Origin of the sequence: Aureimonas sp. SA4125, assembly GCF_019973775.1 — a bacterium.
GTDB lineage: Bacteria > Pseudomonadota > Alphaproteobacteria > Rhizobiales > Rhizobiaceae > Plantimonas.
In genome coordinates this window covers 1,278,054-1,290,499 of sequence record NZ_AP025032.1, presented here as the reverse complement: position 1 = coordinate 1,290,499, position 12,446 = coordinate 1,278,054, and the positions used below count along the sequence as shown (strand labels likewise).

The 12,446-nt window shown below is 62.7% G+C and carries 11 protein-coding genes and 3 pseudogenes; 11 read left to right on the top strand and 3 right to left on the bottom strand.

What is annotated here, in order from left to right:
- Window positions 1-47: 47 nt before the first annotated feature.
- Both Sa4125_RS05930 and Sa4125_RS05925 read left to right on the top strand, forming a co-directional pair.
- Window positions 48-1,256, top strand: coding sequence for an IS256 family transposase (locus tag Sa4125_RS05930; protein ID WP_223998301.1), 1,209 nt, complete (start codon window positions 48-50; stop codon window positions 1,254-1,256).
- A gap of 52 nt (window positions 1,257-1,308) precedes the next feature.
- Window positions 1,309-1,697: pseudogene (locus tag Sa4125_RS05925) on the top strand (integrase core domain-containing protein); the annotation flags it as partial.
- Between the two features lie 440 nt (window positions 1,698-2,137).
- On the opposite strand, the gene Sa4125_RS05920 reads toward Sa4125_RS05925, so the two are convergent.
- Window positions 2,138-2,620, bottom strand: a complete 483-nt coding sequence (locus tag Sa4125_RS05920; protein ID WP_224004746.1) for a MucR family transcriptional regulator — start codon at window positions 2,618-2,620, stop codon at window positions 2,138-2,140.
- Between the two features lie 154 nt (window positions 2,621-2,774).
- On the opposite strand from Sa4125_RS05920, the gene Sa4125_RS05915 reads away from it, so the two are divergent.
- Window positions 2,775-3,910, top strand: a protein-coding gene (locus Sa4125_RS05915; protein ID WP_224001182.1) for an IS3 family transposase whose coding sequence is annotated in 2 segments (ribosomal slippage) — window positions 2,775-3,042 and window positions 3,042-3,910 — 1,137 coding nt in all. Because the reading frame shifts where the segments join, the coding sequence is not laid out codon by codon here.
- A 238-nt stretch (window positions 3,911-4,148) separates the two neighbouring features.
- Window positions 4,149-4,505 carry a hypothetical protein gene (locus Sa4125_RS05910; protein ID WP_224004744.1) on the top strand — a complete coding sequence of 119 codons (357 nt, stop codon included), beginning with the start codon at window positions 4,149-4,151 and terminating at the stop codon, window positions 4,503-4,505.
- 50 nt (window positions 4,506-4,555) lie between these two features.
- Here the strand turns inward: Sa4125_RS05910 and Sa4125_RS05905 are convergent, their stop codons facing one another.
- Complete coding sequence (locus Sa4125_RS05905; RefSeq protein WP_224001988.1) at window positions 4,556-5,755, bottom strand: IS256 family transposase; 1,200 nt, start codon at window positions 5,753-5,755, stop codon at window positions 4,556-4,558.
- 57 nt (window positions 5,756-5,812) lie between these two features.
- Between Sa4125_RS05905 and Sa4125_RS05900 the strand changes: the two genes are divergently transcribed.
- From Sa4125_RS05900 to Sa4125_RS05870, 7 genes and pseudogenes are all read left to right on the top strand, one after another.
- Window positions 5,813-6,193 (top strand): hypothetical protein, encoded by a 381-nt coding sequence (locus tag Sa4125_RS05900; RefSeq protein ID WP_224004742.1) that lies wholly within the window; start codon window positions 5,813-5,815, stop codon window positions 6,191-6,193.
- A 638-nt stretch (window positions 6,194-6,831) separates the two neighbouring features.
- The gene (locus Sa4125_RS05895; protein WP_224000735.1) at window positions 6,832-7,266 is read left to right on the top strand and encodes a transposase; all 435 of its coding nucleotides are present in this window, start codon (window positions 6,832-6,834) and stop codon (window positions 7,264-7,266) included.
- Window positions 7,263-7,619 carry an IS66 family insertion sequence element accessory protein TnpB gene (gene tnpB, locus Sa4125_RS05890; protein ID WP_224000737.1) on the top strand — a complete coding sequence of 119 codons (357 nt, stop codon included), beginning with the start codon at window positions 7,263-7,265 and terminating at the stop codon, window positions 7,617-7,619. The genes Sa4125_RS05895 and tnpB overlap by 4 nt, the downstream gene beginning before the upstream one ends.
- Window positions 7,620-7,676: 57 nt before the next feature.
- Window positions 7,677-9,209: an IS66 family transposase gene (locus Sa4125_RS05885; protein ID WP_224000747.1), complete on the top strand. Its 1,533-nt coding sequence runs from the start codon at window positions 7,677-7,679 to the stop codon at window positions 9,207-9,209.
- Window positions 9,206-9,397, top strand: a complete 192-nt coding sequence (locus Sa4125_RS05880; protein ID WP_224004740.1) for a hypothetical protein — start codon at window positions 9,206-9,208, stop codon at window positions 9,395-9,397. Before Sa4125_RS05885 ends, Sa4125_RS05880 begins: the two co-directional genes overlap by 4 nt.
- Before the next feature lie 106 nt (window positions 9,398-9,503).
- Window positions 9,504-9,695, top strand: a pseudogene (locus tag Sa4125_RS05875) (transposase); the annotation flags it as partial.
- Between the two features lie 149 nt (window positions 9,696-9,844).
- Window positions 9,845-11,776 carry a methyl-accepting chemotaxis protein gene (locus tag Sa4125_RS05870; RefSeq protein ID WP_224004738.1) on the top strand — a complete coding sequence of 644 codons (1,932 nt, stop codon included), beginning with the start codon at window positions 9,845-9,847 and terminating at the stop codon, window positions 11,774-11,776.
- A gap of 245 nt (window positions 11,777-12,021) precedes the next feature.
- On the opposite strand, the pseudogene Sa4125_RS05865 reads toward Sa4125_RS05870, so the two are convergent.
- Window positions 12,022-12,353, bottom strand: a pseudogene (locus Sa4125_RS05865) (transposase); the annotation flags it as partial.
- Window positions 12,354-12,446 lie beyond the last annotated feature (93 nt).

Genomic DNA, 12,446 nt, shown 5'->3' with positions numbered 1-12,446 from the left:
GGCGGCTAAGGTGGAGTTGCGAGACTTCAACCTGACCGGAGAACCCGATGACCGAGGACAGACTACCGCTTGCCGAGCTTTTTGCGAAAGCCGGGGACGGCGATTTCCTGAGAACGATAGCCGAGAGCGTGATGCAGCTCCTTATGGAGGTCGACGTTGAAGGCATGATCGGCGCCGGGCGCCACGAACGGACGCAGGAACGGGCGACTTATCGCAATGGCTACCGCGACCGCTCGCTCGACACGCGGCTCGGCTCGTTGCAGCTTCGGATACCCAAGCTTCGGCAGGGCAGCTACTTCCCGCCGTTCCTGGAGCCGAGAAAGCTCTCGGAGAAGGCCTTGGTTGCCGTCATTCAGGAAGCTTGGATCAGCGGCGTTTCCACCCGGCGGGTCGACGATCTGGTACAGGCCATGGGGCTGTCGGGGATCGGCAAGAGCACCGTATCGAAGCTGTGCAAAGACATCGACGAACGCGTCGGCGGCTTCCTCGACCGTCCTCTCACTGGCGACTGGCCCTACCTCTGGCTGGATGCGACCTACCTGAAGCAGCGCGAGGGTGGACGCATCGTTTCGGTCGCCGCCATAATCGCCGTGGCCGTGAACACGGACGGCAAGCGCGAGATCGTCGGCCTTCACATCGGCCCCTCGGAAGCGGAGACGTTTTGGTCGAGCTTCCTCAAGAGCCTCGTGCGCCGCGGCCTGTCCGGCGTGAAGCTCGTGATCTCGGATGCTCACGAAGGGCTGAAAGCCGCCATTCGCCGGGTGTTCAGCGCCTCCTGGCAGCGCTGCCGGGTGCATTGGATGCGCAACGCCCTGTCGTATGTCCCGAAGGCGCAGCAGAGCATGGCGGCGGCCGCGCTGCGCCAAGCCTTCGCCCAGCCCGATCGTGCTAGCGCCAGCCAGGCGCTGCGCCACGTCGCCGACCAGCTTCGGGGAAAGTGTCCAAAGCTCGGGGCCTTCATCGACAACAGCGAGACCGACGTGCTGGCGCACATGGATTTTCCCAGTCAGCACCGGACCCGGATCCATTCGACGAATTCCCTGGAGCGCCTGAACAAGGAGGTGAAGCGGCGTGCCGACGTCGTCGGAATCTTCCCGAACGAGGGATCCATCATCCGGCTCATCGGCGCCGTCCTTCTCGAGGCCAACGACGAATGGCAGATCCAGAACCGCTACATGCAGACCGAACCCATGGCCGACCTCATGGCCATGGGCAACACTGCAAAACCCGAACAGATTTCCACCGAAGTCGCCTGAAACGGAGCCGCTTCAGCTACACTCAATTTCCACCACGTTGACGGACACGACCATCCACACGGTGCTGACCGACAACGGCTGCCAGTTCGTCCAGCACGACAAGCGCACCGAGAGCGGCTTCGTCGGCCATATCTTCGGCGCCGTCTGTGCAGCCAACGGCATCGAGCACGGTCAGACCAAACCGTATCATCCTTGGACCAACGGGCAGGCCGAACCGATGGTGCGGACCATCAAGGACGCGACCGTCAAATCCTTCCACTACGCTTCGATCACCGATCTGCGTCGTCACGTCCGGGACTGCTGCTGGCGTACAACTACGCCAAACAGCTCAAAGCCCTACGGTTCAAAACGCCATTCGAAGCGATACGGCAGATCAGCGAAACCAAGCCGTATCTCTTCGGTCGAATGCCTCGCCATGACATGCTGGGACCAAACACCTAGACCGGATCATCGGGAGAAGCATCAGCGATCACGCACCGCCGGTCTTCCGAGACGCGCCCCGCAAGACCGGCGGTCGCGATTAAACTGGGGAAGATTCAAACGGCACTTCTGGGGAGTTTCCACCCGGCATCGACACCTGCCAAAACGGAGATTGCCAGCCCACTCCTCCGTCTAATGGAGCGATGCAGCCAACGCTCGTCATAGAGCGTCATCCGCTGCGGTCGCCGCTGTCCGGGCTTTTGAGGGCTTTGTGCAATCAACAGCCGCGGGCTTGCAGTCGCAGGGCAGAGTACATCACAGAGCGTCGCAAGCGTGTCGCTGGCAGCTGTCGTAACGGCAGCGCATAACCGCTAGCTTGCCTATCAGATCTCGCCCCTATGATACTCAGCGGTCCTGTCAGAGGCAGCGCCAACTTACGGACGGCGCTGGCTTGTTCATTCTTATGCCTCAACGGGAGCCTTGGCTTTCCGACCACGTGAGGGTCTCGTCTGTTCTGCGGGCTCTGCAGCTACTTCGGCCTTACGCCCAAGACCCAAGCTCAAGGCCAAAGCTGACCGCTTGGCTGAATAGCCGGGCGCAACCATTGGATAGTCGCTGGGAAGGCTCCACCTCGCCCGATACTCATCCGGCGTCATGTCGAACTTGGAACTGAGGTGCCGCTTCAGCGATTTAAACTGCTTGCCGTCCTCCAGGCAGATGATGAACTCATCCGTGACGGACTTCTTGATCGGCACAGCCGGGACAAGCTTCTCGGCTGGCGCTGGCTCCACCGGTCCCTTTCCGATCTGAGCCAGAGTTTGATGAACGCTGGCAATCACTGAGGGCAAGTCAGCCGCTGCGATCGCGTTGTTACTCACATAGGCGCAGACGATCGCCGCAGTCTGCTCGGAAAGAGCGTCTGGATTTGCGTATTCGATTTCCATAAGGGGCTTTCTTTTCAAATCGGGTGCACCCTATGTCGCGTGAACCGTGAGGAATTCAACCGCCTTGGTCAGAGGTGGCTCGGCAAATCTGCACAGCGGGCTGAGTGGATTGTCTGCCTGAAGACGGCCAGGATGGCCGCGACCAGGAGAGACGATGACCAAGAGACCGAGGCGGAACCACAGCCCTACCTTCAAAGCAAAGGTGGCGCTGGCAGCAGTGCGCGGCGAGAAGACGCTGGCCGAATTGGCGCAGCAGTTCGACGTGCATCCCAATCAGATCACGCAGTGGCGCTCTCAGCTTCTGGAGGGCGCCGCCGGAGTTTTCGGATCAGAAACGACCGCAATCGCCGCCGCCCCAGTCATCGACGTGAAGACGCTGCATGCCAAGATCGGGGAGCTGACATTGGCCAACGATTTTTTGGAAGGCGCGCTCGACAAGGCCGGACTGTTGCCGAGCGCAAGACGATGATCGACCGCTCCCATCCTCTGCCGGTTGCCGGGCAGGCACGCGAACTCGGCATCAGCCGGGGAAGCGTCTACTACCTGCCACGCGCTGTCTCTGCCGCCGATCTCGCACTCATGCGACGGATAGACGAACTGCATTTGGAATATCCCTTCGCCGGCAGCCGCATGCTTCGCGACCTCTTGACTTTGGAGGGCATTGTTGTCGGCCGCCTGCGTGTCGCAACGCTGATGAAGCGGATGGCGATTGAGGCGATCTACCGTCGGCCGAACACGTCAAAGCCGGCGCCGGGCCACAAGATCTATCCCTATCTCCTGCGCAAGCTGCCGGTGATGCGGCCGAACCAGGTCTGGGCGATGGACATTACCTACATCCCGATGGCCCGCGGCTTCGTCTATCTCGCCGCCGTCGTCGACTGGTTCAGCCGGCGGGTGCTGAGCTGGCGGCTTTCGATCTCGATGCAGGCGGACTTCTGCATCGAGGCGGTGGAGGAGGCCTTGGCCCGTTTTGGGAAACCCGAAATCTTCAACACGGATCAGGGCTCGCAGTTCACCAGCATCGACTTCACGAAGGTCCTGTTGGACAGGGAGATCAAGATCAGCATGGACGGCAAGGGCGCCTGGCGCGACAACGTCTTCGTCGAGCGGCTCTGGAAATCAGTGAAATACGAGGAGGTCTATCTCCGGGCCTATGAGACGGTCAGCCATGCCCGGGCCTCGCTCGCCCGATACCTCGACTTCTACAACGGCGGACGCCCGCACTCGAGCTTGGGCCGGAAGACCCCGGACCACGCCTACTTCAACCAGCCGCTTCTCGCAGCGGCATAAACCCGGCAGACGATCCACTTATCAGGCCGCCGAGCCTGTTCAGACAAACCGAGCCACCTCTGTCGGTTCACCGAGTGGCAAATCAAGCGGGTTGTGACGGGCGCTCGCTTGGTCTGTGTTGCCGACCTGCCATTGCAGGATCGATCGCATCGAACAGGATCTTTCCGTCTCGCGCTAAACTGGGGTAATTTCCGACGAAATTGCTCGCGTTCCAGCCGCAGACAATCATGGATACGAAATGGGCCTATTCTCGTGGATCTTCGATAGAGCGCCTGAAAATCGCGGATCGATGACAGGCATGCGCGCGAAAGAGGATACCGAAGCTCTTTCTGACGCATTTCCGGCCGTGGAGGATTTAGAAGACCGGTTTCGCCGCTCTGGCATGTTTCGGGTGGAAGTGATCGAGCGCTTCGCTTTAGGAGCGGCGCAGTTCCTTCGAGATGGTTTGAGCTACAATCAGGTCGTCGAGGCTCTCGTGAGATCGGGAGATCCACTCCCCCTGGAGCAAGTGAGGGCGCTCGGCTTTCCCTCCAAGTATGTTGTCGGCCGGGATTTTCTCGATGGGCTCGTCGTGAAAGACGATCGTGTCCCCTAGCGTGGTGTAGCTGACGGCGTCACACGTCGGTTCCGGCCAGGCCGGGTTGATCAGCGCGTCATTGCTGGCAGGCTGACGAGAGGATCATCGCTCAAGGGTGCAACGGATTCCAGCGTCATGTACCTCGCCCGCTGCACGGCCCACTCGTCATTCTGCTCGAGCAGCAGAGCGCCGACGAGACGCAGGATGGCCTCGTCGTTCGGAAAGATGCCGACGACGTCGGTGCGCCGCTTGATCTCCCCGTTCAGCCGCTCGATGGGGTTGATGCTGTGCAGCTTGGCGCGATGCTCCCTGGGGAAGGTCATGTAGGCCAAGACATCCTCTTCGGCGCCGTCGAGGATGGCGGCGAGCTTGGGCACCTTCGGCCGGATCTGGTCGGCGACGGAGCGCCATTGCAGGCTTGCGGCCTCGGGCGTCTCCTGGGCGAAGGCGGTGGCGATGAAGGCCGACACCACCCGGCGTCCGCTCTTGCCGGCATGGGCCAGCACGTTGCGCATGAAGTGCACCCGGCATCGCTGCCATGTCGCCGTCAGGACCTTGGTGACGGCCGCCTTGATGCCCTCGTGCGCATCGGACACGACGAGCTTCACGCCGCGCAGGCCGCGCCGGGTCAGCTTGCGCAGGAATTCGGTCCAGATCGGTTCGGCTTCCGAGGTGCCGACCTCCATGCCGAGCACCTCGCGCCGGCCATCGGCGTTGACGCCGACGGCGATGATCACTGCGACCGAGACGATGCGCCCGCCGCGGCGGACCTTCAGGTAGGTCGCGTCGATCCAGAGATAGGGCCAGTCGCCCTCGATCGGCCGTTCGAGGAAGACCTTCACCTTGCCGTCGATCTCTTCGCAAAGCCTCGACACCTGGCTCTTGGAGATGCCGTCCATGCCCATCGCCTTGACCAGGTCGTCGACCGAACGGGTCGAGATGCCCTGGACATAGGCTTCCTGGATCACGGCCGTCAGGGCCTTCTCGGCCATGCGCCGCGGCTCGAGGAAGCCGGGAAAGTAGCTGCCCTTGCGCAGCCTGGGAATGCGCAGCTCGACGGTGCCGGCACGGGTATGCCAGTCCCTGTCGCGATAGCCGTTGCGCTGGGCGAGGCGCTCGGCGCTCTTCTCGCCATAGCCGGCGCCGGTCGCATTGCCGACCTCCAGTTCCATCAGCCGCTCGGCGGCAAAGCCGATCATCTCGCGCAACAGATCGGCGTCCGGGGTCTTCTCCAGAAGGCTGCGCAGGCTCATCATGTCGTCGGTCATCAGGGGATCTCCGGTTGCGGTTAGGTCTCGCAACCCAAGCCTAACCGGAAACCGCTGGTGACCACCGCGTCGCCAATCCCGTCCTACAGCGCAATCAAAGGCGCGGGCGAGATCGGCGACGCTACCGTCGAGCTACACCACGGGCGGGGACACGACCTGAAAGACCTGGCTGGCGCACGAGGTCGCCTTGAGGACCTCGTTGAACTGACCGCCGCCCGGGCCGCCCAGCTCCATTCGTTGAGGCGCTATGAGGAGGCGAACGTGCGACACGTCAGGTTGGTGTCACCGGGTACTGCGAAAGAGACGCCTCTTGAACGTCGGTTCAACAACCGGAAGATCAGCGTCGCCGAGGCTGTCGAACTGGTCGTGTCCAAGGGGGAGCAAATTCGGCGAAGCACGTTCTCTGCCGTCATTGTTGCAGGGGAACAATCGGTGTGAAATCCAGTTGCGGCAGTTCTCGCGGCGTTACGGGCCCTGACAGAGCGAGACTTCGGTGCGGCCTTGTTTGAGGGCCAGTGCGCTGTCGTGGTTCGGTCTGTCGGAGGTCGAGGAGACACCTGACCCTCAGTTCTGTTTCATCGCGCTGCGGCGCTATCGGAAGTCGCCGGCTTTCGATGAGTTTTTGTCGTTCCCGGTCCAGTTGGAAGCTGCGGCCACGGGCCTGCACTAGCATGCGGAGCACATCATAGAGCGTCGTACGCACGTCGCTGGCTGCGGTCGTCGCGGCAATTCATCCGCGCAGCTTCCATCGGGTGTTGCCCGATGACGCTCAGCGGTCCAGACGCAAGGAGCACCGGTTTATTGCCGGCGCTGGCTTGTCCATTTTTATCGTTCGACGGAAGCCAGGCTTCCGCGTGCCTTGACACTTCCGGATCCACGGAACGATTGAGGCCCATCTTCAATCAAGGCCACGCAGAAAGCTCGCCACCGCACGGGAACGATGACGGCCCATGGGAGCTTCCTTGCGGAACTCACGAGGAGGACGACATGTCGAACATTCGTAAGCGTCATCCCGGCTCCACCTTTCGCGCTGTGGCCTGACAGGCGAGTCTGACGATCTTGAAGAGGATCGTTCTGTGTCTGGATTTGACATTACGCTTAAGCCGATGCGCCGGGTCGAGGTGATCAACGGGGCTGGGGGACGGCGTCGCTGGTCGGCGGACGACAAGGCACGGATCCTGGAGGAGACCTTGGTGTCAGGCGCGGCGGTTTCGGAAGTGGCCCGTCGGCACGGGCTATTGCCGCAGCAGATTTTTGGGTGGCGGCGTGAGGCACGCCGTGTGTTCGATGCGGGCTCGGCGGCCTCGCCGGCTTTCGTGCCCGTCATCGTCGAACCGCCCTCGAGTGTCGTGCCGCACAATTCGCCGAAGCCGCCGCGCCGCAAGCGGGCTGCGGCTCGAAGCGGCGGCGGGATCGAACTGGAGCTCTGTGGCGTCGTTGTTCGCATTGGCCCCGACGCGAGCCCAACGACGATAGCGGCGGTGATCTCGGCGCTGAAGTGTGGTTCGTGATCGGGCCGACGGGCGCGGTCCGGGTGATGGTGGCAACCAAGCCCGTCGACTTCCGCAAGGGCGCGGAAGGACTGGCGGCGCTGGTGCGCGAGACGATGGGCGCCGATCCATTCTCGGGCACGGTCTACGTCTTCCGGGCCAAGCGGGCCGACCGGATCAAGCTGGTATTCTGGGACGGCACCGGCGTGGTGCTGGTCGCCAAGCGGCTGGAGGACGGCCAGTTCCGCTGGCCGAAGGCCCAGGACAGCGTCATGCACCTGACCGCGGCGCAGCTATCGGCGCTGCTCGAAGGCCTCGACTGGCGCCGAGTCCACGAGGTCCAGACCAGCCGCGTCCCGTCGTCATCAGGCTGACCTCTGGGGACACAAAAGCCTGTTGCCGCAGGCGTTGGGAGGTGATTCACTTCTGGCATGACACCCGCTGCCGACACGCTTCCCGACGATCCCGGCACGCTCAAGGCGATGCTGATCACCGAGCGTCTGCGGGCTGAACGTCTCGAGCAAATCATCAAGGAATTGCAGCGCCACCGCTTCGGACGCCGGGCCGAGACGCTGCCGGAAGATCAGCTTCTGCTGGGCCTCGAAGAGGTCGAGCAGGCCGCAGCCGATGACGAGGCGGCCGCAGAGGCCGCGGCTCCGGACGTTCGGACAGAGCGCGCCGCCAAGCGCCGGGCAAATCGAGGCTCGCTGCCTGCCCACCTGCCTCGGATCGAGATGGTCGTCGACATCGAGGACAAGGCCTGCCCGTGCTGCCGCCATGCCCTGCATGTCATCGGCGAGGACGTCGCCGAGCGGCTCGACATCGTGCCGGCCCAGTTCCGGGTGCTCGTCACCCGTCGGCCCCGCTATGGCTGCCGGGCCTGCGAGGGCGTTGTCGTCCAGGCGCCGGCGCCGGCACGGCTGATCGAGGGCGGCATGCCCACCGAGGCTACCGTCGCCCACGTCCTCGTCTCCAAATTTGCCGACCATCTGCCGCTCTATCGCCAGGCGCAGATTTACGCCCGCCAGGGCGTCCATCTCGACCGCTCGACGCTCGCCGACTGGGTCGGTCGAGCTGCCTTCCTGCTGCGTCCCATCCACGAGCGGCTGTTGGGCCACCTCAAGGCATCATCGAAATTATTTGCTGACGAGACCACGGCGCCGGTGCTCGATCCCGGTCGCGGCCGGACAAAGACCGGGCAGCTCTTCGCCTATGCCCGGGACGATCGGCCATGGCAGGGCGGCGACCCGCCCGCCGTTGCCTATGTCTATGCGCCCGACCGCAAGGCCGAGCGGCCCATCGCCCATCTCAAGGGGTTTGCCGGCATCCTCCAGGTCGACGGCTATGGCGGCTACAAGGTGCTGGCCGAGAAAGGGGATGTCCGGCTCGCCTTCTGTTGGGCGCATGTCCGCCGACGGTTCTACGAACTCGCCGCCGCCGGCCCCGCACCGATCGCGGCCGAGATGCTGGAGCGCATCGCTGCGCTCTACCGGATCGAGACCGAGATCCGGGGACGACCGGCCGAGGTCCGCCGTCACGCACGCCAGGAAAGAACGAGGCCCGTCCTCGACGCGATCGAGCTATTCCTGCGCGAGAAGCTCGCGCTCATCAGCCAGAAGACCAAGCTCGCCGAGGCGATCCGCTACACGCTCTCACGTTGGGAAGGCCTTTGCCTCTTTACAGGCGACGGCCGTGTGGAAATCGACAACAACACCGTCGAGCGCTCGATCCGCCCGCTGGCCCTGACCCGTAAGAACGCCCTGTTCGCAGGCTCCGACGGCGGGGCCGGCCACTGGGCCGTCATCGCTTCGCTGATCGAAACCTGCAAGCTCAACGGCGTCGATCCACAGGCCTACATGACCGCCGTCATCACGCTGATCGTAAAGGGCCATCCCAACAGCGGCATCGATGATCTCATGCCATGGCAGTTTAGGCCCACGGACGCGCTCGCCGACGTGGCTTGAGGACGACGCTTACGAACATTCCAGGTGCAAGCCCAATCTCGAACGATCTTGAAGACATCAAGCACGCCGATGACCCGGCCTACGACAAGACGACCGCGCCGGACGACGATGCTTCTGATGAGGTCGAAGGCGAGGATGTCCCGCAAGATGAGGACGACGTCGAGGACAAAGTCGCAGATCTCGAATAATCAGACAGCCCCGCCGATCTTGAAGGCGGCGGGGTTGCTGCCGGCGTCGGGTAGGACCCTTGCCCTGCATGCCGCCGATCAGAGGGACGAGTGCCTACGATGTAGGCAGAGCGCCTTCATCGAGAAATTCAACGGCCGGCTACGCGACAAGTTTTTGAATGATACGCACTTCTCGTCGCTGCACCAGGCGCGAGCGATGCTGGCCGAATGGCAGATCGATTACGACACTGCCCGTCCCCATTCCGCACTCGGCCGGAGCGTCGCGCCCGCCTTCGCCGCCACCTTACATCCACGACGGACGCCCCTTGCCGTCTCGAAGATGTTCGGTGACGCACCAAAGCCCGCCTACGTATAAGCCCCAGCCCCAATTCTAGTCGCTGATTTTTCCCACCTCTGAAAGGATCGATGACTATTTATTGTTATAAATAAATCAAGGGCACGCTGGCGATGAAGTATTTTCTCGAGAACGTCCGAATCCGGTCAAAGATCGCTTTCATCGTCATTTCGCTCGGCATCGTCGGCATTGTCGTGGCTTATATTGCAAGCGCGACTGTCAGCAGAATCGATAGTGCGTACTCCGTGATGATCGATGCGGAGAAGGCGGCTCTTTCCCTTTCGCGGACTGGACGCGAGGCCAATCGCATGGGCTACTCGAGCTATAAGAACATCGCGGCTGAAAACGGCAGCGCCGCTGGATTGGAAAGTCTCGGGGCCGCCCGCGCTGCGTTTGCTGCCGTGCAGGATCTACTCACTCGGGCGGGGGCCCTGATGCCTGGCAGACGAGCGGACATCGAGAATCTGCGCACTACCTTCGCCGACGGACTGAAGATAAGTGAGGCAGCGATGGCGACTAGCGACGCCGGCAGCACTGTCAACGCTGCAGTACTGATGGAGAAGGCCGACGCTGAGATTGCAAAATTCATACTTGCGGTCGCAACATTGAATAGTGCTATGAGTGCTGAAATTGACATCCTGTCGAATGAACTCACCGAGTCTTCGGCTCGCGCCTCGTGGATGATCATCCTCGGCGCCATAGCGGCCGCAGCAGTCGCGACGATTCTCGCCATGCTCATCGTCGCCAAAGGTATCACTGGCCCCCTCGCCCGCCTGCAGGGGCGAATGGGCGACCTCGCGGCTGGCAGGATCGGAGTCGAGATCGACGGCCGGACGCGTCGCGACGAGATCGGCGAAATGGCAACGGCCGTGCAGGTATTCAAAGAAGCCGCACATGAGAATATGCGTCTGGCCGGCGTCGCCTCGGCAGCTGAACAGGCACAGGTCACCTTGCGCGAACGCCAGGCCGCGATCGACAACGCAAAGGACGTGGACCTGCGCAGCTTCGTCAACTGCGTCGAGAACGGTTTCGACAAGCTCGCTGATGGCGACCTGACCACGCGAATGGACGCCGCCGTCGCGCCTGAATTCGAGCCGATCCGGGTGAAATTCAACGACAGCGTCGGCAAGCTGGAAGATGCCATCGGCTCCGTCGTGACCGGCATCTCCACGATCCGCACCGGCCTTGCCGAGATCACAGTGGCCTCCAATGATCTTGCACAGCGTACCGAGCAACAAGCGGCCAGTCTCGAAGAGACGGTCGCCGCCCTTTCGGAGGTCACAACAGGCGTCAACCAGACGGCCGAGGGTGCTGTCCGCGCTCAGTTGGCAGCAGTTTCCGCGCAAAAGAATGCGGAAAAGGGCGGAGAGATCGTTGGGCAGGCTGTTGCAGCGATGGCCGAAATCGAGAACTCGTCCGAAGAGATCGGCAAGATTATCGGCGTCATCGACGAAATAGCCTTCCAAACCAACCTCCTCGCCCTCAATGCCGGCGTCGAGGCAGCACGTGCGGGCGAAGCCGGTCGTGGTTTCGCGGTCGTCGCGCAGGAGGTTCGCGGCCTTGCCCAACGCTCTGCCGAAGCAGCAAAACAGATCAAGACGCTGATCTCGACATCATCGAAGCAGGTCGAGGAGGGCGTGAAACTCGTCACTGCATCCGGCAAGTCACTCTCCGAGATCGTCGCCCAGGTCGGGGAAATGTCGAGCGTCGTCACCGGGATCGCACGAAGCGCCAAGGAGCAGGCCATCGGTCTGCGTGAGGTTTCGATCGCGGCCGACCAGATGGACAAGGTTACGCAACAGAACGCTGCAATGGTCGAGCAGGCGACTGCTGCTGCTCAGACACTCAACGACGAGACCGAGACGCTGGCAGAGATGGTCGCGACATTCCGCACTCATGCTGGAGGGTCAGTCGGCAACCGCCAGGCGGCATCGCCAATCCGCAAGCCAACGACTCGCCTTGCTCGGCCGGCGGTTCGACAGATGAGAACTGTCAGCTCGAACTCTGCGCCGGCGCCCGCTACAACGGAGTGGGAAGACTTCTGATAGCGACATATTCGAGGCTGTGAGACCCCATTTTGCCGCCTATCGCTCTCGCAACATAGAACGGGCGGCTGGTTGCGCAGCGCAAATGCAAGCTTGCTGGGACACAGAGTAGGTCATCCCGCGTCATGCGCACGTCGTGGGCTGCGGTCGCCGGTGCAATACATGTCGGGCAGCGCGGATCATGTCCCGAGGAGCGGTGTAGCTGGCGGCCTTGGTCGCCGCGCTCTCCGGCACTGCCGGGCTGATCAGCGGGCCGCGGCTGGCAGGCTGATGAGGGGATCATCGCTCGACTGGCCGACGCTTTCCAGCGTGATGGACGCGGGCGCGCTGGACGGCCCATGCGTCGATCTGTTCGAGCAGCAGCGCGCCGTCGAGGCGGACGATGGCGTCGTCTTTCGGGAAGATGCCAGAGCCTGCCCTCGGGCGGGCGAAGCCCGACCCGGCGGACATCGGTGCACCGCTTGATCTCGCCGCTCAGCCGCTCGATCGGGTTCGTGTGGAGCTTGGCGCGATGCTCCTTCGGGAAGGTCATGCAGGCCAGCACTTCGGGCCCGGCGTCGCCGAGTATGGCGGCGACGACGGCCCGCCAATGGGTGCTGGCGGCCTCGGCCCTCCGTGTCGATCCCGCCTTCATCCTGTCGAAGATCGAGACGTTCACGTCAATGTCACG